23 protein-coding genes and 3 pseudogenes are annotated in these 23,816 nt (G+C 65.7%); 12 read left to right on the top strand and 14 right to left on the bottom strand.

The genetic code is table 11. The features are described 5' to 3' along the window. Window positions 1-123: 123 nt before the first annotated feature. Window positions 124-561 carry a MarR family transcriptional regulator gene (locus AB0H00_RS22800; protein WP_357269393.1) on the bottom strand — a complete coding sequence of 146 codons (438 nt, stop codon included), beginning with the start codon at window positions 559-561 and terminating at the stop codon, window positions 124-126. Between the two features lie 84 nt (window positions 562-645). On the opposite strand from AB0H00_RS22800, the gene AB0H00_RS22795 reads away from it, so the two are divergent. Further along, window positions 646-1,887, top strand: a complete 1,242-nt coding sequence (locus AB0H00_RS22795) for an epoxide hydrolase (protein WP_357269390.1) — start codon at window positions 646-648, stop codon at window positions 1,885-1,887. 83 nt (window positions 1,888-1,970) lie between these two features. Here the strand turns inward: AB0H00_RS22795 and AB0H00_RS22790 are convergent, their stop codons facing one another. The 6 genes from AB0H00_RS22790 to AB0H00_RS22765 all read right to left on the bottom strand — a co-directional run bounded on the left by AB0H00_RS22790 (window position 1,971) and on the right by AB0H00_RS22765 (window position 7,427). Further along, window positions 1,971-2,294, bottom strand: a complete 324-nt coding sequence (locus AB0H00_RS22790) for a metalloregulator ArsR/SmtB family transcription factor (protein WP_357269387.1) — start codon at window positions 2,292-2,294, stop codon at window positions 1,971-1,973. Next, window positions 2,291-3,157, bottom strand: coding sequence for a hypothetical protein (locus AB0H00_RS22785; RefSeq protein ID WP_357269385.1), 867 nt, complete (start codon window positions 3,155-3,157; stop codon window positions 2,291-2,293). Before AB0H00_RS22785 ends, AB0H00_RS22790 begins: the two co-directional genes overlap by 4 nt. 442 nt (window positions 3,158-3,599) lie before the next feature. Beyond that, a complete protein-coding gene (locus AB0H00_RS22780; RefSeq protein WP_357269382.1) occupies window positions 3,600-4,184 on the bottom strand; it encodes a TetR family transcriptional regulator in 585 nt (194 codons plus the stop codon). A 2-nt stretch (window positions 4,185-4,186) separates the two neighbouring features. After that, the gene (locus AB0H00_RS22775; protein ID WP_357269379.1) at window positions 4,187-5,155 is read right to left on the bottom strand and encodes an amidohydrolase family protein; all 969 of its coding nucleotides are present in this window, start codon (window positions 5,153-5,155) and stop codon (window positions 4,187-4,189) included. 553 nt (window positions 5,156-5,708) lie between these two features. Next, the gene (locus AB0H00_RS22770) at window positions 5,709-6,452 is read right to left on the bottom strand and encodes a class I SAM-dependent methyltransferase (RefSeq protein WP_357269377.1); all 744 of its coding nucleotides are present in this window, start codon (window positions 6,450-6,452) and stop codon (window positions 5,709-5,711) included. A gap of 315 nt (window positions 6,453-6,767) precedes the next feature. Then, window positions 6,768-7,427 carry a hypothetical protein gene (locus AB0H00_RS22765; RefSeq protein ID WP_357269374.1) on the bottom strand — a complete coding sequence of 220 codons (660 nt, stop codon included), beginning with the start codon at window positions 7,425-7,427 and terminating at the stop codon, window positions 6,768-6,770. Window positions 7,428-7,581: 154 nt separating this feature from the next. Between AB0H00_RS22765 and AB0H00_RS22760 the strand changes: the two genes are divergently transcribed. The 8 genes from AB0H00_RS22760 (at window position 7,582) to AB0H00_RS22725 (ending at window position 15,528) form a co-directional block, all read left to right on the top strand. Further along, on the top strand, window positions 7,582-8,388 hold the full coding sequence (locus AB0H00_RS22760; protein ID WP_357269371.1) for a class I SAM-dependent methyltransferase: 807 nt from the start codon (window positions 7,582-7,584) through the stop codon (window positions 8,386-8,388). Between the two features lie 474 nt (window positions 8,389-8,862). After that, entirely contained in the window at window positions 8,863-9,615 is a 753-nt protein-coding gene (locus AB0H00_RS22755) for an MFS transporter (protein WP_357269368.1), read from the top strand. A 28-nt stretch (window positions 9,616-9,643) separates the two neighbouring features. After that, complete coding sequence (locus AB0H00_RS22750) at window positions 9,644-10,468, top strand: ABC transporter ATP-binding protein (protein ID WP_357269365.1); 825 nt, start codon at window positions 9,644-9,646, stop codon at window positions 10,466-10,468. Next, on the top strand, window positions 10,465-11,544 hold the full coding sequence (locus AB0H00_RS22745; protein ID WP_357269362.1) for an iron ABC transporter permease: 1,080 nt from the start codon (window positions 10,465-10,467) through the stop codon (window positions 11,542-11,544). Before AB0H00_RS22750 ends, AB0H00_RS22745 begins: the two co-directional genes overlap by 4 nt. 87 nt (window positions 11,545-11,631) lie before the next feature. Then, window positions 11,632-12,606 carry an ABC transporter substrate-binding protein gene (locus AB0H00_RS22740; RefSeq protein WP_357269359.1) on the top strand — a complete coding sequence of 325 codons (975 nt, stop codon included), beginning with the start codon at window positions 11,632-11,634 and terminating at the stop codon, window positions 12,604-12,606. Next, window positions 12,603-13,154 carry a GNAT family N-acetyltransferase gene (locus tag AB0H00_RS22735; RefSeq protein ID WP_357269356.1) on the top strand — a complete coding sequence of 184 codons (552 nt, stop codon included), beginning with the start codon at window positions 12,603-12,605 and terminating at the stop codon, window positions 13,152-13,154. Before AB0H00_RS22740 ends, AB0H00_RS22735 begins: the two co-directional genes overlap by 4 nt. Before the next feature lie 1,015 nt (window positions 13,155-14,169). Next, on the top strand, window positions 14,170-14,736 hold the full coding sequence (locus tag AB0H00_RS22730) for a TetR/AcrR family transcriptional regulator (RefSeq protein ID WP_357269353.1): 567 nt from the start codon (window positions 14,170-14,172) through the stop codon (window positions 14,734-14,736). Window positions 14,737-14,775: 39 nt separating this feature from the next. Further along, window positions 14,776-15,528, top strand: a complete 753-nt coding sequence (locus tag AB0H00_RS22725; RefSeq protein WP_357269351.1) for a cupin domain-containing protein — start codon at window positions 14,776-14,778, stop codon at window positions 15,526-15,528. A 72-nt stretch (window positions 15,529-15,600) separates the two neighbouring features. On the opposite strand, the pseudogene AB0H00_RS22720 reads toward AB0H00_RS22725, so the two are convergent. The 4 genes and pseudogenes from AB0H00_RS22720 to AB0H00_RS22705 form a co-directional block, all read right to left on the bottom strand. Further along, a pseudogene (locus tag AB0H00_RS22720) lies at window positions 15,601-15,929 on the bottom strand (Tn3 family transposase); the annotation flags it as partial. A 292-nt stretch (window positions 15,930-16,221) separates the two neighbouring features. Next, window positions 16,222-16,455: pseudogene (locus tag AB0H00_RS22715) on the bottom strand (hypothetical protein); the annotation flags it as partial. 256 nt (window positions 16,456-16,711) lie between these two features. Further along, window positions 16,712-17,224, bottom strand: coding sequence for a response regulator transcription factor (locus AB0H00_RS22710; protein WP_357269348.1), 513 nt, complete (start codon window positions 17,222-17,224; stop codon window positions 16,712-16,714). Window positions 17,225-17,323: 99 nt separating this feature from the next. After that, a complete protein-coding gene (locus AB0H00_RS22705; RefSeq protein WP_357269345.1) occupies window positions 17,324-17,557 on the bottom strand; it encodes a hypothetical protein in 234 nt (77 codons plus the stop codon). 126 nt (window positions 17,558-17,683) lie between these two features. Here AB0H00_RS22705 and AB0H00_RS22700 point away from each other — a divergent pair, with 126 nt between their 5' ends. Both AB0H00_RS22700 and AB0H00_RS22695 read left to right on the top strand, forming a co-directional pair. Beyond that, the gene (locus AB0H00_RS22700) at window positions 17,684-19,375 is read left to right on the top strand and encodes a CocE/NonD family hydrolase (protein ID WP_357269342.1); all 1,692 of its coding nucleotides are present in this window, start codon (window positions 17,684-17,686) and stop codon (window positions 19,373-19,375) included. 38 nt (window positions 19,376-19,413) lie between these two features. Next, window positions 19,414-21,057 (top strand): AMP-binding protein, encoded by a 1,644-nt coding sequence (locus AB0H00_RS22695; protein WP_357269339.1) that lies wholly within the window; start codon window positions 19,414-19,416, stop codon window positions 21,055-21,057. Between the two features lie 65 nt (window positions 21,058-21,122). Here the strand turns inward: AB0H00_RS22695 and AB0H00_RS22690 are convergent. Both AB0H00_RS22690 and AB0H00_RS22685 read right to left on the bottom strand, forming a co-directional pair. Continuing rightward, a pseudogene (locus AB0H00_RS22690) lies at window positions 21,123-21,323 on the bottom strand (MFS transporter); the annotation flags it as partial. An 88-nt stretch (window positions 21,324-21,411) separates the two neighbouring features. After that, a complete protein-coding gene (locus AB0H00_RS22685) occupies window positions 21,412-22,314 on the bottom strand; it encodes an alpha/beta fold hydrolase (RefSeq protein WP_357269336.1) in 903 nt (300 codons plus the stop codon). A 70-nt stretch (window positions 22,315-22,384) separates the two neighbouring features. On the opposite strand from AB0H00_RS22685, the gene AB0H00_RS22680 reads away from it, so the two are divergent. After that, on the top strand, window positions 22,385-23,047 hold the full coding sequence (locus AB0H00_RS22680) for a helix-turn-helix domain-containing protein (protein WP_357269334.1): 663 nt from the start codon (window positions 22,385-22,387) through the stop codon (window positions 23,045-23,047). Between the two features lie 165 nt (window positions 23,048-23,212). On the opposite strand, the gene AB0H00_RS22675 is transcribed toward AB0H00_RS22680, so the two are convergent. Next, window positions 23,213-23,803 (bottom strand): hypothetical protein, encoded by a 591-nt coding sequence (locus AB0H00_RS22675; protein ID WP_357269331.1) that lies wholly within the window; start codon window positions 23,801-23,803, stop codon window positions 23,213-23,215. Between the last annotated feature and the right edge of the window lie 13 nt (window positions 23,804-23,816).

The raw sequence follows: 23,816 nt of genomic DNA, 5'->3' as shown, positions 1-23,816 counted from the left end.
CGTGCTGCTGGCGTACGCACTGATCGACTACCACAAGCAGCTGCCGCTGACTGCGGTGTTCGGTGCCGGAACCCTGTCCTCTAGCGATGGGGGAGCAGTAGGTCGCCGGGTAGATCCTGCGTGTCACCGCTCTCGCTCCAGCTGGGTGAGCCGGGCGACGGCGGGCAGCGCGGCGGCGAGTGCCCGACGGTGTGCGGGGCTCAACTCGGAGACCATCGGAACCAGGTACCGGACCCGGTCGTCGTGGCGGGTTTGCCGCACCTGCCGGCCCGCCTCGGTGAGGTGCACGATCACGGCCCGTCCATCGCCAGGGTCACCGCGGCGCAGCACCAGCCCGTCGCGCTCCAAGCGGGAGATGAGTTGAGTGATGCCCGGCTGGGTGAGCTGCTCGGTCTCGGTCAGATCGGTCAGCCGCGCAGGGCCCCGGTGAGCGAGGGTGTCGAGCACCGACAGTGTGGTGAACGGCAGCTTCTCCTGTACCGGGATACGGATGTAGACGCGGACGAAGTCCTCGATCACCGCGGCGAAGGCGTCCACGTCGAAATCGTCGATGTCGTCCACTCGAGCAACTATATCTTGGACTTATAAAAATTGCTTAAATAAGCTACTTATGTAAATTGGGACTCAAACAGCTCAGGAGGCCAGATGAGCGACGGAACCGACGATGCCCGACCGTTCCCCTTGACGCCGACGAAGATTCACGTCTCCGACAGCGTGCTCACCGACCTCCGGCAGCGCCTGGATCTGACCCGCCTGCCCGACGATGTCGGCAATGAAGACTGGTATTACGGCGTGCCTCGCGGCTATCTCCAGGAGCTCGTGGACTACTGGCGCAGCGGATACGACTGGCGCGCAGCCGAGGCCGAGATCAACACCTACCAGCATTTCAAGGTCGAAATCGACGGTGTGCCAGTGCATTTCATGCGCAGGCCCGGCGTCGGGCCGGATCCGACGCCGCTGATTTTGACACATGGTTGGCCCTGGACGTTCTGGCACTGGTCCAAGGTCGCCGACTTGCTGGCGGACCCGGGGGCGCACGGTAGTGATCCGGCCGAGGCGTTCGACGTGATCATGCCCTCGGTTCCCGGATTCGGGTTCTCCAGCCCGCTGACCAGCCGCCCGGATGTGAACTTCTGGAAGGTCGCCGACCTCTGGCACACGCTCATGACCGATGTTCTGGGCTACGAGAAATACGGTGCCGCCGGCTGCGACGTGGGCGCGCTGGTCACCGCCCAGCTCGGCCACAAATACGCCGACGAGTTGTATGCCATCCACATCGGATCCGGACTGAAGCTCACCCTGTTCAACGGCGATCGTGCCTGGGACTTCAGCGGCGGACTGCCCATTCCCGACGGCCTGCCCGCCGAAGTACGTGCACGAATCGTGGAGCTGGACAAGCGTTTCGCCGTCCACTTGGCCGCACACCTCCTCGCCCCCAGCACCCTCGCCCACGCCCTGACCGATTCCCCGGCGGGCATGCTGGCATGGATCCTGGAACGTTGGTACAAATGGAGCGACAACGGCGGCGACATCGAAACCGTGTTCAGCAGAGATGATCTCCTCACGCACGCCACGATCTACTGGGCCACCAACACCATCGGCACCTCGATACGCTTCTACGCGAACCACAACCGCTATCCCTGGACGCCTTCCCACGACCGCCTTCCGGTCGTGCAGGCCCCCACCGGCATCACGTTCGTCGGCTACGAGAACCCACCCGGCATCAGCACCGCCCAACGCGTCGAACACTTCCGCGACGGCGACCGCGCCCAGTGGTACAACCACGTCAACCTCACCGTCCACGACCACGGAGGCCACTTCATTCCCTGGGAAATCCCCGACCAATGGACCGGTGACCTACGCCGCACCTTCCGGGGACGGCGCTGACACGCGACAAACTCAGCACCAGGCGAATACCCGCTCGTAGGCCGCATATCGCGCGTGCGGCAGCGGCCGAGCGTAAAAGTCACTCACGTGTTTGAGCAGGAGGTGATCTGGTCTACGAGCTCGCGCAGCGGGGCCAAGATGCCAACGAGTTGGTCGCTATTCAGGGCGTACAGCCGAAGCGTGCCTTGGCGTTCGACGGTGAGCAGTCGCGCTGCTCTCAGAATCTTCAGGTGATGCGAGACCGCTGGTTGGGAGAGGGCAAGCTGCGCGGCGATCTCTCCCACGCTGGACTTCCCTCCAGCTTTCAGCAGCAGGGCGATGATCGCCTGGCGTCGGTCGTCTCCGAGTGCGGTGAACAGCGGCTGGCATTCGGTGAATGTGGCCAGGATGTCCTCGGCGGCGGTCACATCGTCGCCCGAGCCGGGAGGCTGCTCCGGAGCTCGCGCAGCCGGGTCACCGGCAACGCACGGGCCTCCCCCTCGGCGATCCAGTCATCGAGCATCAGCCTGGTCTGATCGGCCACCTTGATGAAATGGGCTTCCAGGTACCGGGCCATGTCGAACGGGGTCAGGACAGGCAACAACCGCAGCGTCATCTTCACCACAAACTTCGGCGCGCGACGCTGGCGTACTCCGGTCTGCGCGGCCACGATCGCCGACGCTTCAGCGCTGGCTTCGGCCGCCGGACCGACCTCGGAGCGCAGAGTAGGCAACGACCAGCTCGCCACCTCCAGGGCCGCGATGTAGGGCACGGTCAGTGCAGCGATGCCCTCGCCAGCACCGGCCCGAGTGGTAAGCCGGGCACGCAGGCCACCGGCCCTCAGAACCGTCGTCACCGCCTCGGATCGAGTCCGGTCGGCCCCGGCACCGAGTACCTCCAGAGTCGAGCCGAGTGGCATCCAATACGCGATCCCCGGTGCCGGTACCTCACCGGCCAACGGCGCGCTATAGGCGAACAGGGACGGCACAACCTGCACGATCTGCTCAGCAGGCCAGAATTCCTCCAGTACGCGGCGGTCGTGAAGATCCTGACCGATGCTCACCACGGTTGCGCCGCCGATCGCATTCCGCAGATCGGACAACCACGACCCGCGCAGCGCCGTCGAGGACACGCACAGCCAGACCATATCCCAAGTCCCGTCCGGAATCTCAGCGTGCACCTCCTCGGGCCGCAGCTGCTGGGTGACCGGTTCTCCGAGCCAGCGCAGCTGATACAGCGTGCGACCCGTGTCGGCCCATCCAGTCCGTCCGGGCTTGACCAGATAACTCACGGACGCGCCACCAAACCCGAGCCGCATTCCGAAAACCTGACCAAGCGCGCCGTCACCAACTACCAGAACCTGCATTTTCACTCCATTCAAATATTTGAATGGAAGAATACATCCTCTGGCCACTGCCGACTCCGGCCACTGGTAAGGCTCCCGAGTATCGCCCTCTTCCCGAGGTCTGTAGTTCGGATCGACGCGGCGTCTGTCGATGGCCACGCGGTGGGGCGGAGGGGCCGTAGTAGTCCGAGTGAGGAATCGTCCGCTACGCGGATGTTTTCGTGATCATGATGGTCGGGGCCGAAGCACACGCGGACGCGTTATGGGACGAAGTCGCGCAGGTTATCGCCCCGTTGGGTCACCGATTCAGGTGGGCGGGTGAGCGGTCTTGTTGGGCCGGCTGGTCGGTGGTGTTGCTGCTGGTTGGCCCTGAAATCCTGAAGACTGATCAGTCGCGTGTTGGGACGACAGCAGCGAGGTTGCTCAGTGTTTCATCGAGTAGTTCGGTGAAGTCGGCACCGGAATTGTCCTGGACCGCGATGACAGCCGAGAATCCCGCGCCGACGATGGCACCGACAACCGCGCGCACTGCCGGATCCGCAGCGTCGGTGCCGGATCGCGTGGCCAGCAGATCCGACATCACCCGGGTTGCGCCGATGAGCTGGTCCAGCAGTGATGCGCGCAGCGGCGGTACGGACATCATCAGCCCGACTCGCTCCTGTAGATGTTGCCGTTGCGCCGTGGACAGCTCGGCGAAGGTGTCGCGCATGGCCGTTCGCATCGCCTCGAACGCCTCCAGCGTGGTCGGCTGAGCCCGAAACCGCTCGGCGAACGACAGATCGAGGTCGTCCCAGAGCACAAGTTCTTCCTTGGTGGGGAAGTAGCGGAAGAAGGTGCTTTCGGAGACGTCTGCGGCGTCGGCGATCTGCTTGACCGTCGTGTTCTCGTACCCCTGCTCCCGAAACAGTCGCAACGCGTGCTGCTGAATCGTGAGGCGGGTCTGCGCTTTCTTCCGCTCCCTCAGTCCGCTCACGGTTAAAAACCCAGCAGGCGTTCGGCGTTGCCGTGCGCGATGCGCTCGCTGTCGGAGCGGCTGACGGGCAGCCGATCCAGGAAAGACCGCGCGTTCTCCATCGAGCCATACGGATGATCAGTCGCAAACAGGATACGGTCGGCACCGACCTGCAGGAGCAGGTTGAGGAACGTGGGTGTCCAGTTGAACGCTGCGAAGGTGTAGTGCAGATTGTCCGAGAAGTAGGCGCCGAGAGGACGTTCCAGCTTCACGGCGTGGGACATGATCTGCTCGAATCTCGGCATCATGAAGGAGAGCCCTTCGCCCATGTGACCGACCACGAACTGCAATCCGGGATAGCGGTCGAAGGCCCCACTGAGCACGATGCGAAGCACATGGGTCGCGGTCTCGATATGCCAACCCCACGCACTGGTCGCGAGGATATCGGCGACCTCGCCTGGGTAGTTTCCGACATAGGATGCCTCGATCACCTGCCGTGGCGGTGGTGTCGGGTGCAGATAGATCGGCACACCCAACGCTTCGGCCCGTTCCAGGATCGCCCAGAAGAACTCGTCGTCCAGATATCGGCCCTGAGTGTGACCGTTGATCAACACGCCCTTGAACCCGTGTTCGCGCACCACACGTTCCAACTCCTCGGCGGCCTTGTCCGGTGCGGCGGTCGCCACGGTGGCGAACGCGGCGAATCGATCGGGATGCCGATCAACAGCCGCGGCCAGATGGTCGTTGGTGTCCCTGGCCAACAGAACGGCATCGTGCGGTGGCATCTGCTCGACACCGGGTGCGGTCAACGACAACACCTGCACGTCTATCCCGGCCTGATCCATCGCCGCGATCCGGCCCTCACCGAGATCGCCCAACATGTCGATGATCCTGCCGCCCCCGGCCGCCCGCGCCTGCTCGGCCATCGCATGCCCTGGGCCGGACAGGAACGCCGGGGTCGCGAAATGCTCCTCGAGCGCGATAGTGCGCATCACGTCCTCCAATCTGACAGTCAACCTTCATTTGAAGGCATACTGTCATATTGTCCTCGGTTCACACCAGAGATCCGTCGGAACGCCGAACTCGGTGGACCGAAGCAGACCAGTCCAGTCGCAGTGCGGATCCCTGGTGCGGCCACGCATCCACGGCGGATGCGTCTGGAGCAGCCGGCACAGAAGCCGCAGTGGTCAGGCTCGCCACCGAGCTACCGGCGGATCGGGCAGCTCGCGGGTTGCGAAGGCCGTCTGTGCTGTTTGTGCTCCCCGGAGCGGTGAACCGCCAGACGATTACAGGTTGAGCGGCAGGGGCTCGTGCGGGGCCGCAACGCTACCTCGATCATCGGGAGCGCGTTACGCAGATGACCCACATTCGTTGTGCCGCAATCATGCGCGTGCCGATGAGGTCATCATCGATCGACATGGCCCGCTGGCCGGACTCATCGCCTCGGGTGGACACTCCGAACGTAGGTAGGGCGCCCGTAGGCGCCTGGGACTTTTCCGCCGAATCCAATCCTGCAGTCCGAGTCGGCTGCTCGGTCGCGCCTGCTCAGCTGGTTGTGGACGATCGGGTCACCACGTAAAGGAACTGATCTGGGGCGGTTTCGGTGATCGTCAACCCGCGCGGACGTAGCTCCTCGCTGATCTGCTCGGCGGTCACCACGACCCACCGGTCGCGTGCCGTGAACTCCGCAACGGTGGCACCAGCCTCCATGACCCGGTAGCTCATCTGCCAGTCCACCGCATCCGGTCCACTCGGCTCTGCCGTGGCGCTGCCGGTATAGCGACGGCGCCCGATCCTGGCCTCCGCCATCGGCATACTCGGAACATGCTGGGGGACCGTGGGCGGGTACAAAGTCAGCATCGCTCGCCCTGTCGGCGCGAGCCGCGCAGCGAGCAAGTCCCACACCGCAAGACGTTCCGCGGCCGAGAAGTGCCCCAGTACGTTCATCAGCAGTACCGCGCTGAGCTGTTCAGGCAGTGAAGCTCCGGCCAGATTGTTGTCCAGCACGCTCACCCGCCGCCGCAAATCCGGATCGGCCCCCACGACCGCGAGTAGCGCAGTACGTAGCGCCGGGTCCGGCTCTATGGCCAGGACCTCGGCCTCCGGCAGCGTCGCCGCCACCACCCGCACCCCCTCCCCGGTACCAGCCCCAACATCGACCACCGGGCCCGAATCGGTATCCAGGCGATCCAGCGCCGCACCGAGCGCCGGGCCCAACTCACGCCATGTCTCCGGCAGCAACACGGCCACGAGCTCGGCGGTGCGTGCGTAGAACTCCGAGGCAGTCACTCCTCCACTCCTACAGATGAAAACGAGTTTCATCAAGGCCGTAGCGAAATTCGCAGCCGACCACACGGACCGCCGGATGATTACGCCGACGGCATCGATTCCGTGTACAGGATCGAGCACATGTCCCTCACTCCGATATCCCGAAGGTGCCGCTCCGGCAGGCTGGTATCCAGGTCTTCGTGATCGGTGGCGCCAGCGGTGATCTATGGGTGAAGCCGGCCGCTCGCGGTTTCAATGGATCGGCGGTTTCGATGAAATGAAGCGCGAGGCACGATCCACTCGTGATCGCCCTGCTCGACGTTGCGGAATGCTCGTTCAGTGATCCGTGGCAGCGACTTGCCGTAGGCGGGTTTCGAGTCCGTCGAGGGTGCGTTCGAGGGCGTAGGTGTAGAGGATGCGGCGGGCCTGGTCGCGCGACTCGCCGTCGTCGGCATATTGCGCGACCATCTGTCGCAGGTGTGCGGTGCCCGGTCCGGCGTAGGGAGTGCTGTCGAGCATTCGGGCCAGGCTCGCCATGCTGGAGTCGGTGTCGCCTCGGACGTACCGTTCGCCGGTGGCGATCAGTCCGATGCAGGTGTTGAAGGCCATGGTGTAGGCAAGGGCGGCCTCATCGCCGAAGCCGGCCTCGAGCAGGCGGGATACGCCGGCGTCGACGACAGGCATCAGCACTTCGAGCTGGGGGCCGTTGCGCAGGAACCACGCCGCCACGCCGGGGTACTGCCGGAGGTGATCGTTCATGGGCGCCAGCACACCGTAGAGCCAACGCCGCCAATCAGGTTCGTCCAGTGGCACCTCGATCATCGTCCAGACCCGCTCGGCCACCGCCGCGGTCACTCGGTCGCGATCGCCGAGGTGGTGGTAGATCACCGACAGTGAGGTATCGAGATGGGCGGCGAGGCCGCGCAGGCTCCAGCCGTCGAGCCCGTTGGTGCGGGTCAAATCGACTGCCGCGGTGACGATTGCGTCGCGCGTCATACCAGTCCGATACTCACGCCTAACTCTGGACATAAGGCAACCCTAACTGTAGCCTCGGAAATTAGAACACCGATCTAATCTACTGGAGTGAGGTAGCGGTGTGAGTACAACCGAGCCGAGAAGATCCGAGCCCGAACCGAGCATGGAGTGTCCTATGTCGAATGAGGTCGAGCTGACCGGTGTTCCCGAAACGATGCTGTGGACGCTGCACAACCGCGCCGCCGAAGCCACGCGAAGCGGCGGGATACTGCACGATGCCGATTGCGTCCGGATCTACGACTCGATCGCCTACGACTACCAGCACAACTTCGGTAAGCCGGACGGAACCCATGCCCAACGCGCCCGAATCTTCGACGACGCCGTGTGTGGCTGGCTCGCCGAAAATCCCTCTGGGACGGTCGTGGAACTCGGGGCGGGCCTGGAGACCCAGTTCCAGCGCTGCGACAACGGGACCGTCAACTGGGTGTGCGTCGATGTCGAAGAGTCGATCGCGGTGCGGGAACGTTTCCTGCCCGCCGGACCGCGATGCCGCCATATCGCCTGCAGCGCATTAGATCTGGCGTGGCTCGACCACATCTCGCCCGGACCGGTCTTCATCACCGCGCAGGGCCTGTTCATGTACTTCGACGAGCCTGATGTGCGCACACTTGTCACCGCGATCGTGGGCCGGCTTCCCGGTGTGCAGCTGATGTTCGACGCGATTCCGCCGTGGTTCTCCCGCAAGACGATGAAAGGGTTCGCCAAGACCAGGAACTATACGGCCCCGCCGATGCCGTGGGGGATCAAACGCGACGACCTCTCGGCGCTCCTGTGTGGCTGGAGTCCGCGCATCAAGTACGTCGAGGTGGGTAACTTCGGGCCGCCGCGCGGTCCGCTCGCGGTGCTGCTGCCGGTCTTCGAGCGCACACCGGTGCTGCGCAATATCCCGCCGGTCATCGCCCGGGTGCTCACCGCGGCGTGAGTCGCCGGGTCTACTACGGAACAGGCTGAGGTTCCAATAAGCAGTTGGCTTGCGAGTGTTATACGAGGACCTCCAGCGGGTGCCGATGAGCCATCCCTGCCGTCGCTTCACCCGGGGTTGGCCGCTCTCGGGCTGGGCCGGGAGAGCGCGGTGGTCACCGGCGGCCTCGACACCACGGCTGTCGAGAACGGCGACCGGATCGCGCCGCCAGCTGCCGGGATATGCACGTCTTCATGCCGTCCAGTCAGCGTCGTGGATGTGCTTTCCGAAGCTAACAGCAAACGGTTATCGTTATCTGTTCGGAGTTGGAGGTTTGCTGTGGGAAGTCCGTTTCACCGGAGTTGTGCCGGATACCGTGATCATTGACTTCGAGCCGTTGTTTCGCATGTGCAATCTGTGCGCGGCCGCTGCCTCCACCGTTCGATCGGGTTCCCGGCCTGCCTCGGCCAGTTCGACTCCGCGCGAGGCCGGTTGATGAACCGTGTCGGTTTCTTCGGGAGCTTTCCACTGTCCGTGCGGCTCCTGCTGATGAACCATCTGCTCGGCAATATCGGTTTCTACATGCTGGTGCCGTTCCTGGCCGATTACCTGCTCACCGATCTGGCCCTCTCGGCCACCGTGGTTGGGGTGGTACTCGGCGTCCGTAACCTCAGTCAGCAGGGTTTGTTCCTGGTGGGTGGATCGGCCTCCGACCGGCTCGGCGCACGCGGTGTGATCATCGTCGGAGCCGGGATACGGTCGGTCGGGTTGGTGTCGTTCGCCGTCGGCGGTTCGCTGCCGGTGGTACTGCTCGGCTCCGTGCTCACCGGATTCGCCGGTGCGCTGTTCAACCCGGCTGTCCGCGCGTATATCGCCCGGGACAGCGGCAACCGGTCCGCGCATGCGTTCGCCCTGTTCAACGTGATGGGGAACATTGGCTCGGCGGTGGGTCCGCTGGTCGGGGCGCTACTGATAGGCGCCGGCTTCCGGCTCACCGCGGCCGCCGCGGCCGCCGTGTTCGCGACGCTGACCCTCGCCCAACTGTTGCTGCTGCCCGCGCGGCCCGTAACCGCCCGCGGCACCGCGCTGAGCGCTGATCTCGGCCGTGTGTTCACCGACGTCCGTTTCTGGGGTTTCACTGCCGCCCTGATGGGGATCCTCGCCCTCCGTCGGCGTGGTTTCCTGTCGGTCGCCGAAACCTCACCGCCTCCAGAACAGTTCACGACGAAAGGCGATACCCAGCGATGAACATCCCCGTAGCCGTGGCGGTCGCCCGATGATCAGCGCCGCCGGCATCCTCTTCTCCTACGGGGGCAACCTCGTGCTCGACGACGTCGATCTGGTCGCGGAACAGGGCAGCACCGTGGGGCTCATCGGCCCGAACGGCTCAGGCAAATCCACCCTTCTCCGCATGATCTACCGGGCGCTGCGCCCGCATTCGGGCGTGGTCGGCATCGACGATGTTCCGGTCGAGTCAATACGCGGCCGTTCCCTCGCCGCGCGGCTCGCGGTGGTCGCCCAGGAGACACCTTCGGAAACTCCGGCCACTGTCACCGACACTGTCCTCCTCGGCCGCGCCCCGTGGGCTCGTCCGATGCAGGGCTATTCGCGTCGCGACCGCATCATCGCGGCGACAGCACTCGAGCGAGTCGGTGCCAGGCACCTCGCCGACCGGCCTGTGACGCATCTGTCCGGTGGTGAACGCCAGCGGGTACTCATCGCCCGCGCGCTCGCACAGCACGCCGACCACCTGCTACTGGACGAGCCCACCAACCACCTGGACATCGGATATCAGCACGAACTACTCGGGCTCATCCGTCAGTTGAAGGACACCACGACCCTCGTCGTGTTGCACGATCTGAATCTCGCGGCGCGCTACTGCGACGCACTGGTCCTCCTGCACCGTGGTCGGGTGGTAGCCGCGGGCCCGGTCGACCAGGTACTGACTCCGGAAATCATCGAACCGGTCTACGGCGTTCGCGTGCAGCGCTGCATCGCATTCGGCGAAACGCAACTCCTGTTCGGGCCCCGCGAATCGCAATCCGGCCGGGTGGAACCAATCGAGCGAAATTCGGCCCACGGAGAGGCGGCCACCCGATGAGCGCAACCCTGCCGGTGGAGGAATCCGTCGACGACCTCGACTACGCGCGGGAGCGCGCCCGACTGCTGATGTGGCTCAGCGGTCTCGGCGCCGGACTGGCGCTTGTGCTCCTCGTGGCCACCGGCCTCGGTCCCGTATCAGTGCCACCGCTCACTGTCGCCCGGATCATCGGCCACCACACCATCGGTATGCCAGCGACCGCGGAGTGGACTGCCGCTCAGGATTCGATCGTCTGGCTGATACGGGTGCCTCGTGTACTGCTCGGTGCGTTGGCCGGCGCCGCCCTAGCGGTGGCCGGAGCGGTCCTGCAGACGTTGGTCCGCAATGTCCTCGCCGATCCCCATATCCTCGGAGTCACCTCCGGAGCCTCCACTGGAGCAGCGGTATCTCTGCTGTTCGGCGTATCCATCGCCTCTGGAGCGCTCGCCGCCAGCGCGTTCGCAGGTGCCGTGGTCGCGACCGCGCTCCTGTTCGCCATCGCCCGCCTCAACGGGCAGATGACCTCGCTGCGGCTACTCCTGGGCGGCGTCACCATCGGCTATCTATTCTCCGCCGCGACCAGCTTCCTCATCTTCGCCTCCGACGACCAAGAGGGGGCGCGAACTGTGCTCTTCTGGCTGCTCGGTTCTCTCGGATCGGCGGCTTGGCCCTCGGTGGGGACGACGACCGCGGTCACCGCCGCGGCGATCACCGCCCTGGTCCTGCTGGCCACTCGGCTGGACATGCTCGCCGCCGGCGACGACACGGCGCGTGCGCTCGGCCTTTCCCCGGCCCGGCTGCGAATGATCGTCCTGGGCATCGTCGCGTTGGCAGTAGGTGGGGTCGTCGCCGTGGCGGGAGCGATCGGATTCGTGGGCCTCATCGTGCCGCACGTCGCGAGGCTGTGCGTCGGCGCCCGGCATCGCCGTCTGCTTCCTGTTTCGGCCCTGCTGGGCGCACTGTTCCTGGTCCTGGCCGATGTGGTAGCTCGCCTTGCCTTCGCTCCGCGTGAGCTGCCGCTGGGCATCGTCACCGCAGTGGTCGGCGCACCCTTGCTGCTCATGCTGGTTCGCCGGTCCCAACAGTCACCGCACTAATCTTTGACACAAAAAAGCGAATTTCGCCCTCCCTGCGGCGGAGCGTGCAGCGCCCTGAAAGCTTCGCCCGAAAGGAAACCCGACAACATGGCCACCCGTCCGACCCGCGGCGCGCGGCATATTGTGCCAGCCGTCGCGTTACTCACCGCCGCCCTGCTCGCCGGCTGCGGCAGTCCGCGCAAGGCCGCAACCTCGACCGCAGAAGGATTACTGATGACCATCTCCAGTTGCGGCCGCGACGTTACCTTCGACGTACCGCCGCAGCGCGTGGTCACCGTCGGCTCGGTCGCCGCCCCGCTGGTCGCCGCCGCCGGCGCCGCGGACCGCATCGTCACCCGAACCTTCGAATCCGCCCCATTACCCGGCGAATACGCCGACGAACTCGCAGGCATCGAGACCACCTCGCGCACCGGGGAACTCGCGCGCGAGGAGATCATCAACCGCGCCCCCGACCTCGTCGTCAGCTTCGAAGGTGCGGCGGTTACCGCCGACGACCTCGCCCAGGTAAACATACCCCTGCTTGTCACCCGGGGTTACTGCCGCGACGCAGCAGGCGGTTTCGACGACATATTCTCCGATATCGAACTCTACGGCCAGCTCTTCGGGACCAGCGCGGCGGCGAACGCCGAGGTCACATCGCTGCGCCAGCGCGTCGCCGCGGTGGGCGACCGCAACAAGGCTCGCGCCCCTATGCGCGCCGCCGCGCTGATCATCTCCCGCGACGGAGCCAAGATCAGTGCCTATGGCCGCACCAGCACCGTGGCGGCCCAGATGCGAATACTGGGCCTGGACAACGTTTTCGGCGACAGTGATGTCCGCTACTCGGAAATCAATATCGAGACCCTCATCGACCGGGATCCGAACATCCTCATCTTGCTCACCCAGGGTGAGCAGACGACCGAATCCGTCCGGCATGCGTTATGTGACCGGCCCCAACTGGCAGTCCTGCGAGCCATCCGAGACAACCGCATGATCGGCCTTCCGTTCGGGTACACCGGCCCGGGACCGGTCGCCGTGGAGGGAGTCGAAATCCTCGACCATGAACTGGGAGCACTGCGATGACCGTACCCACTACCGATTACAGACTTCGCCTGGCCGACGCGAGCGATGTCGACGGCGCCCGCAGCGTCATGCTCGACACCTTCTACCAGGTGTTCGGCATAGGCTACCTGCCCGAATACCACGCCGATGTGATCGATCCGGAGTCCACGTACCTGCGCCATCCCCGCAACCGGCTCTGGGTCGCCGAACACGAGGGCCGGATCGTCGCCACCACAGCGATCCGCGCCCAGGGCCCGCGCCACCCGCCGCACCCGCGGTGGCTCGCCGAGCGATACCCCGACCCACGCACAGCTCAGTTGTTCCGCGTCTATGTACGGCCCGAACACCACCGGCGCGGACTCGCCAGCCGACTTGTCCTCGCGGCGATCGAATTCGTCACCGAATCCCCGGATTTCGACCGCCTTTACCTGCACACCGACGCCAGGACGCCAGGAGCCCTCGAATTCTGGCGTACCCACGGCCATATCGTCCACGACGCGCGGCACAGCGGGCCCGGATTTCAGACGGTCCACTTGGAGATCCCGCTCCGCGAGCGTGCAACAACGTGAACGCGGTGCCGCCCTTTCCGCGGGCGGCAAGTAGCCGCATGAGGAGCTCGGCCTGTGCGAGGTGGAGGTGACGCCGATCGGGAGCGGGACCAAGATGTGGCGTCCTCGATCCGAGCGCGCATTCCGCTCGGAATCTGGAGCGACAGGAGCGTCAGCGTGACCATGCGCGTTCTGGCCCCGCCGCAATATAAGCATTGCGGCGAGACCTTACGGCCACCTCTGTCTAATTGGTGGCCGAAGTCGCACCGCGCTGGCTCAGAACGAACCTCCGGCGGATCCGCTGCGCCACCCACGGCCCCAACCGTTGCCCCGGCCGCCGCGGTGAATGGGATCGCCGTAGCTGTCGACTGTTTCGGTCTGATCGGTGGATGTCTCAATTTGGTCGGCGGGCTCGAGCACCACCGGAGCAGCGAGCGCGGGCGCTACCAGGACTGCAGTCGGCGTTAGTGCGAGCGCGGCCGAAACGGCGCCGCGTATCAGCACACGGCGGGTTCGTCCGTGGTCATGGTGCATATTCAGGATCATGGGTACTTCCTCACTCGATTTCATAGCGTCAGTCAGTGACCGCGCAAGCGTCCGTTCGGGATTCGTGCCCGTGGTGTACGAACAACTTTCACCGTAGCGCTTATCGCGGACCACCGGGAGCAAGAGTCGAGCACCGCGGGCGACGCCAGATGTGGTGGCCCCACGAGCCGTCCACTGAAGATCGCTTCCTCTCCCGCCCTTCGGCGTTCAGCCAGTCCGATCCCATTTCCGTCGAATCCGTGGCGCCAAGCCGCTCGATGGTGCCCGCCATCGTCATCGCCTTCCGGGCTTGCCCCGGATAACGGGGCGCTTCGTGCATGCACCGCGGCGGGATCGCCGCAGGCCGATTCCGTCGATACCCCGGATAACAGACTGTTATCCGGGGCAAAGGGATTGCTCGGGCAAGTTGCCGAACGCACGATATGCGCAGGACGCCCCTCAGCAAACCCGTCCACTCGATTTGTACCTACTAGTATGTATAGTCTCTTGCATGAGCACTCGAGACAACCTCGTCAAGAGCACGCAGGCATTGCTGTGGGAACGGGGCTATGTGGGTACCAGCCCGAAAGCGATTCAGCAGCGGGCCGGAGCCGGCCAGGGCAGTATGTACCACCACTTCGCCGGCAAGGAGGAGCTGGCGCGTGCCGCGCTCGATCGGACGGCTGCGGAGCTGCGTGCCGGTGTAGACGTGCAGCTTTCCGGTTCAGGCACTGCGCTTCAACGTATTTCGGCCTATCTGCGCCGCGAGCGCGACATCCTGAAGGGCTGCCCGATCGGTGGGCTGACTCAAGATCCGGACGTGATGGCCGCACCCGCCCTCCGCGAGCCGGTCGGGGAGACCTTGACCTGGCTGTGCACCCGCCTGGCCGGCGTGCTGACCGAGGGCCTGGACACCGGCGAGCTGAGTCCGGCCCTGGACCCGGCGGCCACGGCGGCGGCGATCGTCGCCGCGTTGCAGGGCGGGTACGTCCTGGCCCGGGCCGCCGACAGCGCAACGCCTTTCGAGCAGGCGGTCGAGGGAATCCTCGCGTTGCTCACCGCCCACACCATCCACTGAGTTTCGAGAACCGCACGACATCAAGGAAATACGACAAGCATGCGCATATCCCACGCTCCTCACACTGCCGTATCCGCTTCATCCGCGTTCATCACCGGTGACGCGTGCGTCGCAGAACTCGCCGTCCCCGACGGCCCGTCGCGGACGCAGGTCGACAGCGTCCGGTTCGCCCCTGGTGCCCGCACGCGCTGGCACCGTCACCCGGTCGGGCAGGTGCTCGTGGTGACCGACGGCGCGGGGCTCGTGCAACGCCGCGGGGGATCGGTCGAGACCATCCGAACCGGCGACACCGTGCGGATCGAGGCCGACGAATGGCATTGGCACGGAGCGACTCCCGACAAATCGATGACGCATCTGGCCATCGAGGAACTTCCGGTGGACGGGAGTACGGCGGAGTTCGCGCAGGCTGTGACGGCCGCCGAATACCACGCTGTGGACGGAGACCGGGCTGACCCAGCCCCGCCGCTGAGCCGTGTGATCGTGATGGACCAGCAACTGCCGCAGCCGCTGGCCACCCAGCGTGTCGAGATCCGGCGGATCACCATCGCACCCGGATACGCCGCAGGGTTGCACATCCATAACGGGCCGGTCTTCGGCAATATCGAGACGGGGTCGGTGATCTATCAGATCGAGGGACAACCGGAAACCGTGCTCGAGCCCGGCGATGTGTTTTACGAACCCGAGGACATGCGCATCGCACGCTTCGATGCACAGGAGGACGGCGTCACCTTCCTCGGGTACTTCCTGCTCGGCGCCGGCGTGAACGCCGAGCTTGTCCTCCCCGACGCCTGATTCCCCTCTTGATTTTTCCGGCGTCTGCTGTGGCCGTCTCGAACGCTCTTATACGCCTACTCGAGGACGAGGTCAGAAGAGGGTGTCGCGGACGCGGAGCGGCCGGTACCCGGTCGGCCCGAGGTGTGCGAGTTCAGCATCGATGTCGACCTCGATCGCGCCGAAGTTGATGTTCTCGCTGTGGGCCTGGCTGATGTGGGACAGCACCTTGTCGTCAATGCGGCAGCCCTCGCGGCGCATCTACTCAACCGCGAGCCCGTAATACTCTGTGACCAGGCGATCACGGCGTTCGTGGCCAGGTTGAGGCACCATGCCTGTTCGGTCTGGCCGTCCAGATGCCGCGCCCGGAAGGCTCCTTCGTGGCCGTAGATGAGGTCGCGTTTGAGGGCGTGGATCGACTGTCGGGTAGCGGCCGCGCATTGCTGCGCCGCCGCCCCCTCACATGGCGGCCCAATTTGTCGAATATCGTGCTGGAGGCTGCCCACCCGCGAATGATCGGAGCGAGTTTGGTGATGACCGCCGCCGCGTTCGAGCCGCGAGGGCCGCGCAGCTCGTCCGCGAGCCTCTTCCGAATCCGCCGAACCGCATCCTGGCTCGGTTTGATGACAGCTTGCGCTGCGAACGTCGGTGTGGGCTTCAGCCATTCGACAAACGCCGCCTTGACGCGGGCCAGCGGCCCGGACCTCGACGGACCGCGATCAGGTTCCGTTTCAACTCTGGGCTGCGAGCTTGCTTGCCGCCGGCGTGGGTGAAGCAGTCCAGGTAGCCGGTGTGTTTGTCCAGCTCGATCAACAGTGACACGGTCGGCGCGAACGGCAGCATCTCGGTCAGCTCGGCCTCGAGCGCCGTCGCTTCGGACGGGATGTCCTCCGCCGTCAACGGCGAGATCACCAGGCCCCCTCCATCCTCGTCAAGGCGGACCGGGCCGGACAGGTCGATGTCGTCGAGCGTGAGCTCCCAGCGTTCGGCGAAGGCGCGACCGACTGCGACGAACTCCCGCCATCCCGGAACATCGCCCGGAGCCAGCCAGCCCGAAACGTGCTCGAACGCAGCCACCGCAGCGACCTCGACGCCGAACCGGTGCGGCAGCTGCGCACCCTGACCCGGGACCTCGTGCCGTCGTGGGCCAAGGAACTCGAGCTCGGCTGATCAAAGCCCGCAGCGAAACGTCGCCGCCGACCGGTCAGAGCAGGCCTTGCCCGCGGGCGTTCGCGATGAGCTGGGCTCGGTTGCGGGCGGCGAGTTTGTGCATCACGGCGCGCAGGTAGGTCTTGACGGTGTTGATCGACAGGTTGAGCTCGGTGCCGATCTCGGGGTTGGTGTGCCCGGCCGCGACGAGCCGGAGGACGTCGTATTCGCGGGCTGTGACCGGCGCGGTGGACGAGGCGGGCGTTCCGGTGTGAAAGGCGCCGGTCCGGGCGACGCTGCGGATCGCGTCGCGGACGACTGTGCCGCCAGCATGTTTCACCAGGATGCCGCAGGCGCCGGCGGCCAGTGTCGACGCCACGGCGGCGTGTTCGGGGAACGCCGTGAACAGCAGGATACGGCTGTCCGGACTGACCCGGTGCACCTCGGGAACGACGTCGGCGGCGAGGCAGTCGGGGAGCCGAAGATCGAGCAGCACAATGTCGGGTCGTTCCTCGGCGCAGACCGTGATGGCGTCTGCACCGTTCCCGGCGTAACCGACGACGACCATGTCCGGGTACCGCCGCGAGCAGGTCCGCGTACTGCTTCCCGAGATCGAGGAGGGGGTGCGCCCGCACTCCCTCCTCAAACACGCCCTCACCGGCATTTGTCACGACGGGAACTGCTTGATCAGCTCATGGCGCATGGTCTTGCCGGAGGACGTCTTCGGGAGGTCGTCGACGAACCGCACCAGACGCGGTCGCTTGTGAGCGGCCTGTGAACGGCCGGCGAAGGAGATGAGCTCCTCCTCGGTCGCACTTGTGCCGGCCAGGACCACGTAGGCGCACGTGAACTCGCCCTTGACCGGATCGGGTTGCGGGCGGGGGCGATCCACGTCGTTCACCGGTACCTCCTCGTCGTTCCAGCTCACGACACTGCACCGGTACACCCGTTCGGGTGTACTGCGGGGTGTAGCCGGTCTGTCAGGATCCAGTCACTCGCATCGGCGCGAGGAACGAGGAGGCTACCAGTGCTTGACGTGACGATCGAACACGACGTGCCGGCCACCATGTGCGACGGTGTCGTGCTGCGGGCCGACGTCTACCGGCCCACCACCGGCGGGCCGTGGCCCGTGCTGCTGACCAGGCTGCCCTACGGCAAGAACACGCCGATGTTCGCCGCCATGCTGGGTTCGGTCGGCATCGCGCGGCGCGGTTTCCTCGTCGTCGTCCAGGACACGCGGGGCCGCTTCGCCTCGGACGGCGAGTGGGAGCCGTGGACGTTCGAGAGGGAGGACGGCTACGACACGGTCCGCTGGGCCACCGCGCTTCCGGGTTCGAACGGGTCCGTCGGGATGTGCGGGGGCAGCTATTTGGGTAATACTCAGTGGATGGCCGCGCTCGCCAAGCCGCCGGAGCTGAAGGCGATCTCGCCGAGGATCACCTGGTCGGAACCGGACGACGGGCTCTTCGCCCGCGGTGGCGCCGCAGAACTCGGCATCACCGTGCCCTGGTCGCTCATGCAGGGCGTCGACATCCTGCTCCGCCGGCACGCCGACGATTCGATGGCTCGAGGGCAGGCGCTCATGGCGCTGGTCGGTGACCTCGACGCGGTCGCGACCACCACGTACTGGGAGCTCCCCGCCGGTCAGCATCCCGTCTTCGAGCGGCACGGCATCCCGGAGCTAGGCTTCGAACGATCCCGGCGCGAGCCGGACTGGAGCGCGTCCTGCCGCGTCGCCGGACGGCAGGCGGAGGTCGACTTGCCGAGCCTGCACACCGGAGGCTGGTACGACATCTTCTGCCAAGGCACGCTCGACAACTTCACGGCAACGCGGTCGGCCGGCCGGCCGGCGAAGCTGGTCATGGGCCCGTGGTCCCACATCGGCACCATGGGCTACCTCGGCGAAGTCAACTTCGGGACGGCCGCGAGCACGGAGCTGATGGGCTTCCGCGGCCCGCTCGCCGACCTCGAGCTCGACTGGTTCCGCCAGTGGCTCGCTCCGGACGCCGTCGACGACGGTGCACCTCGGCCCGGGTTGCCGCAGGTCCTGCTGTTCGTCATGGGCATCAACCAGGGGCGCGAGGAGCAGGAGTGGCCCCTCGGCCGCGCCATCGACACCGACCTGTTCCTCCGCGCGAATGACCGGCTCGCCTTCGACGCCCCAGGAGCCGGGGAAAGAACCGGCGCCTTCACCTACGACCCCACCGACCCGGTGCCGACCACCGGCGGCGCCTTGCTGATGTCGAACGAGTTCCTGCCCGGCCCCTTGGACCAAGCCCGGGTCGAAGCACGGCCCGACGTCCTCGTCTTCACCAGCGATCCAGTCGCCGAGGACCTCGAGGTCACCGGCCGCATCCAGGCCTACCTCACCGCGGCGACCGCCCCGACGACCGACTGGGTCGTCCGCCTCTGCGACGTCGACACCGAAGGCGTCTCACGCAACATCGTCGACGGCATCGTGCGCGCGGTGGCGACGCCGGGCGAGTTCACCGAACAGGTCATCGACCTGTGGTCGACCAGTTACGTGTTCCGCGCCGGTCACCGCATCCGGGTGCACGTCACATCCAGCAACTTCCCGCGCTGGGACCGGAACCTGAACACGGGCGAGCCCATCGAGCAGTGCACGCGCTCGCGGCCGGCCCGGCAGGAAATCGCCCACGACGCGACCAATCCCTCCCGCATCGTGCTCCCCGTGATCCCGGCTCCCACGAAGGGGTAGCAAGCGTGAATGGCAGCCACCAGACCCCTGCAGCGCCGGTGAGGTCGTCCTACGCCTCCGGCACCTCCGATGTGCCGTTGGTCGGAGACACCATCGGCGACAACTTCGACCGCACGGTCGCCGCGCACCCGGACCGGGAGGCCCTGGTCGAGGTCCCGACCGGCCGGCGGTGGACCTACGCACAGCTGCGTGAGGACGTCCACATCCTCGCTCTGGGACTGTTGGAAACCGGCGTCGCCAAGGGCGACCGGGTCGGTATATGGGCACCGAACATGGCCGAGTGGACGCTGCTGCAATACGCGACGGCGAAGATCGGCGCCATCCTGGTCAACATCAATCCGAGCTACCGAACGCATGAGCTCGAATACGTGCTGAAGCAGGCCGGGATCTCGGTACTGGTGTCGGCGCGGGAGTTCAAAACGTCGAACTATGCCGGGATGATCGAAGAGGTCCGCGGGAACTGTTCTCAGCTGCGCTCGGTGGTGCTGATCGGGACGGCCGAGTGGGACGGATTACTGGAAGCTGGTCGACGCGGGGACGCCGCCCGGCTGGCGAAGGCGCAGGCCGCGCTGTCACCGGACGACCCGATCAACATCCAGTACACCTCGGGGACGACAGGCTTCCCCAAGGGGGCGACCCTGTCGCACCACAACATCCTCAACAACGGCTACTTCGTCGGTGCCACCTGCGGCTACACCCCGGAGGACCGGGTGTGCATCCCGGTGCCGTTCTACCACTGCTTCGGCATGGTGATGGGCAACCTGGCATGCACCTCCCACGGCTGCACGATGGTCATCCCGGCGCAGGGCTTCGACCCCGAGGCGACCCTCGAGGCGGTGCAGCGGGAGCGGTGCACCTCGCTGTACGGAGTGCCGACGATGTTCATCGCCGAGCTCAACCACCGGGACTTCGCGGCCTACGACCTGTCGAGCCTGCGCACCGGGATCATGGCCGGGTCGCCGTGCCCGGTCGAGGTGATGAGGCAGGTCGTGACCCGGATGGGTATGGAGCAGGTCACGATCTGCTATGGCATGACCGAGACCAGTCCCGTTTCGACCCAGACACGCGTGGACGACTGCCTCGAACTGCGCGTTTCGACCGTCGGGCGAGTACACCCGCACTTGGAGATCAAACTGGTCGACCCGATGACCGGCCTGACCGTGCCACGGGGGGAGGCGGGCGAATTGTGCACCCGCGGGTACTCGGTGATGCTGGGGTACTGGAACGACGCCGAGAAGACCGCCGAGGTGATCGACGCCACGCGGTGGATGCACACCGGCGACCTCGCGGTCATGGACGCCGACGGGTACGTCAACATCACCGGCCGGATCAAAGACATGGTCATCCGGGGCGGGGAGAACATCTATCCCCGCGAGATCGAGGAGTTCCTCTACACCCACCCCGACATCGTCGACGCCCAGGTCATCGGGGTGCCGGATGTCAAGTACGGCGAGGAGCTCTGCGCGTGGGTCAAGCTGCGCGACGGAGCCGGCGAGGTGACGACCGAGAGTCTCCGGGCCTTCGCCACCGGGAAACTCGCGCACTACAAGATCCCGCGCTACGTCCTGGTCGTCGATGAGTTCCCGATGACCGTCACCGGCAAGGTCCGCAAGGTCGAGATGCGGGAGAAGTCCGTCCAGGTCCTCGACCTGGGTAAGGCCGCCACGGTCAGGAATGCGTGACATGGACTTCGGCGGCGGTCGCGGAAAGTGTTGGTGATGATCGACAGGGTCGTGGGGAAAATCAGCGCGGCGAACGCTCCCATGCCGAAGCGTGCCGCGATCAGCGTGCCGGTGCCCTCGGCCACGGCCCCCTCCGCACTGGTCAACGCGAATCCGAGCAATCCGATCAACAGAGCCGGCCGTCGTCCGTAGCGGTCGGACAGGCTCCCGGCGGCCGGTACCAGCGTGGCGAACGCGAGGTTGTAGCCGTCGACGACCCACTGCAGGCCGCGCGTGTCCGCGCTGAGTTGGGTCGCGCGACATTGACGATCGTGATGTCGAGGTTGATGGCGAGCACCGCGACGTAGACCGCGATCAGGACTCCTGCCTTGCGACTTTTGAGGAGTCCTTCATCCGCCAGTCGCGGATCGCTGCCGCGAACCGGTGGGGTGCGTCGGACTGCACGAAGTGGCCGCCACCTTCGACGATCACGGTGTGGTGGTCGGTGAAGAGCTGCTCCCATCGCCGTCGGTCCTTGTCCCCGAAAGCGACGTCGGCGTTGCCCCAGATGATGAGAGTCGGGAGTGATGCCAGGTTGGGAAGGTTCGCCTCGACATCGGTGAGAAGGGCGCGGCTCGCGGTGATGCTTCGGGGCAGTACGGCTGTCGCTTGGCGCCGATCGGAGGTGGCGAGCGCCTTCCGATAGTGGCCCATCTCCTCGGCGGTCGGCTTCCGCAGTCGGTGCCCGGCGGGGATCATCGCATTGACAAACAGATTGAGCCGCCTGATCAGCAGGCGCCCAACGAGTCCGCCCATCACATGAGAGGCGATGTGTGCCTTGGGATCACCGTTCATCGGCCAGCCCCAGGTGTTGGCCAGCACCAAACTCTCGAATGCGTCGGGCCGCTGTTCGACGGTGGCGAGGCCGATGGGGCCGCCCCAGTCGTGCGCCACGAGGGTGGCGCCGTTCAAAGCCAGGGCATCGATGAAGGCGGTGACGACCTGGATGTGTTCCTCCGGCAGATACCGGTAGCCCGGGCGGGCCGAGGACAGCCCGAAGCCGGGGTAATCGAGTGCGATGCAGCGGAACTCGTCTCGCAGGGCACCGATCACCTCGCGATACACGAACGACCATGTCGGATTGCCGTGCAGGAACAACAGCGTCGGCCCCGACCCTTCGTCGACGTAGTGGATCGTGTGCCCGTCAATGGCGACGAAACGGCTCTCGAACGGGAATAGCTCCTCGTCGACCCAAGCAGGCCTTTCCATGTCAGCCATGACTACACCTCCCTTTCAGCGATAGACTAGATATTGTCAAGTGCACTTGAGAAAATCAAGCAGGTGGAAAATGAGTCGAAGCTACGGTCAGTACTGCGGTCTCGCCCGGGCGCTCGATGTCGTGGGCGACCGGTGGAATCTGCTCATCGTCCGCCAGCTCCTAGTGGCGCCCGCCCGCTACCGGGAGCTGCTCGATGGGCTCCCGGGTGTGGCCACCAATCTGCTCGCCGACCGGCTCCGGGAGCTCGAGAACGTCGGTGTCGTCGAGCGGCGGTTGGCCGAAGAGGGCAACGCCGTGACGTACGCACTCACGCCGTGGGGTGCCGAGTTGCGGGAGCCGATCGAGGGCCTCATCCGATGGTCCGCGCCCCTGATGGTGCAGGGCCCCGCCGGGGACCGTTTCCGGCCCGAGTGGCTCGCAGTGGCCCTCCCGGCCCTGCTCGGCAGCAAGGTGGCTACTGAGCGATCATCCACGGTCGGGGTTGCGGTCGACGGGCAGCAGTTTCTGTTGCGGGCAACCCGCTCTGGTCTAGAGGTCGGCCCGCACAATGGTCAAGATCTCGATGCCCTCGTGCGCGCGGACGCCGCGATCGTTCTCGGCCTGGCGGCAGGCATGCTCGACCTCGACGAAATCCGTGGGCTCATCGACATCGAAGGCGACGAGACGGCCCTGCGAAGCATCTTCAATGCCCGTCAAGCCGATGACGGGTCCGCCCGCCGATCACAACCCTAAGAACCCACCGCCGATGTGATCACCGCATCCGAGGAGCACAACGCACTGGCTCGCGCCCAGGCAGGCCAGGAGAAAGGTTCCCTGACAAACCGTCTCCCTGATATCAGACCCGCCGCCGTCACGACATCAACGTCCTGTCCCACAACAACTAGGTCAAGAAGGCTGTCAGCTGTGAGACTGCACGCGGGGCGGCGGCCTGATCACCCGCAACGAGACGGCGACACGGCGCGATGAATCGAAAGAGCGGGGCGTCGAAATGTTCTCGGTTCGGGTCTGCGCGGCGGCTGTGATGTGTGCCCGGACCGCTGTGGCCTTCTGCTCGGTGAACACACCACTGTCGAGCAAGTCGAGGACGGAGAGCACGCTGCCGAGTGAGCCCCAGCTGGCTTCGTCGATCACCCGGAAGTTGACCCACCAGGCGGGTGCCGGTGTCGCGGCACCGGTGGCTTCGGCCAGTGCGGCGAAGGTTCGTTGGATGACCTCGGCGCGGACCTCCTGGGTCCAGTCGCCGTCCATCACCGCGATATCGATGACCATGACGTCCGCCGACGGCTCCTGGTCGCTGACCAGCACGCCACCGATCGCCATCAGGTCTGGTTCGCGTTCGACGAAGTGCACTTGGAAACCGACACGAGCCGCCGGAGCGAGTTGCCCGACTTCCGGAACGAGCACGGCATCGGTGAGCGAGCGTGCCAGCTCCCGGCGCTGGTCGAGCGACAGGCGGTCCTTCTCGCTGGTCACCGTGATGATCGTCATGGCTTCAACTCCT

The organism is Nocardia sp. NPDC023852 (assembly GCF_040639505.1).
In the GTDB taxonomy this organism is placed as follows: domain Bacteria; phylum Actinomycetota; class Actinomycetes; order Mycobacteriales; family Mycobacteriaceae; genus Nocardia.
Note: the sequence above shows the minus strand (reverse complement) of the source record. Positions and strands in the feature narration are given on the sequence as shown.

Bases quoted from the DNA above. Each gene is read 5' to 3' on its own strand.
- AB0H00_RS22795 (WP_357269390.1), top strand. From the start codon at position 646: ATGAGCGACGGAACCGACGATGCCCGACCGTTCCCCTTGACGCCGACG.
- AB0H00_RS22775 (WP_357269379.1), bottom strand. From the start codon at position 5,155: ATGCGCACTATCGCGCTCGAGGAGCATTTCGCGACCCCGGCGTTCCTG.
- AB0H00_RS22765 (WP_357269374.1), bottom strand. From the start codon at position 7,427: ATGACGCGCGACGCAATCGTCACCGCGGCAGTCGATTTGACCCGCACC.
- AB0H00_RS22760 (WP_357269371.1), top strand. From the start codon at position 7,582: ATGTCGAATGAGGTCGAGCTGACCGGTGTTCCCGAAACGATGCTGTGG.
- AB0H00_RS22755 (WP_357269368.1), top strand. From the start codon at position 8,863: ATGAACCGTGTCGGTTTCTTCGGGAGCTTTCCACTGTCCGTGCGGCTC.
- AB0H00_RS22750 (WP_357269365.1), top strand. From the start codon at position 9,644: ATGATCAGCGCCGCCGGCATCCTCTTCTCCTACGGGGGCAACCTCGTG.
- AB0H00_RS22745 (WP_357269362.1), top strand. From the start codon at position 10,465: ATGAGCGCAACCCTGCCGGTGGAGGAATCCGTCGACGACCTCGACTAC.
- AB0H00_RS22740 (WP_357269359.1), top strand. From the start codon at position 11,632: ATGGCCACCCGTCCGACCCGCGGCGCGCGGCATATTGTGCCAGCCGTC.
- AB0H00_RS22735 (WP_357269356.1), top strand. From the start codon at position 12,603: ATGACCGTACCCACTACCGATTACAGACTTCGCCTGGCCGACGCGAGC.
- AB0H00_RS22730 (WP_357269353.1), top strand. From the start codon at position 14,170: ATGAGCACTCGAGACAACCTCGTCAAGAGCACGCAGGCATTGCTGTGG.
- AB0H00_RS22725 (WP_357269351.1), top strand. From the start codon at position 14,776: ATGCGCATATCCCACGCTCCTCACACTGCCGTATCCGCTTCATCCGCG.
- AB0H00_RS22710 (WP_357269348.1), bottom strand. From the start codon at position 17,224: ATGGTCGTCGTCGGTTACGCCGGGAACGGTGCAGACGCCATCACGGTC.
- AB0H00_RS22685 (WP_357269336.1), bottom strand. From the start codon at position 22,314: ATGGCTGACATGGAAAGGCCTGCTTGGGTCGACGAGGAGCTATTCCCG.
- AB0H00_RS22680 (WP_357269334.1), top strand. From the start codon at position 22,385: ATGAGTCGAAGCTACGGTCAGTACTGCGGTCTCGCCCGGGCGCTCGAT.
- AB0H00_RS22675 (WP_357269331.1), bottom strand. From the start codon at position 23,803: ATGACGATCATCACGGTGACCAGCGAGAAGGACCGCCTGTCGCTCGAC.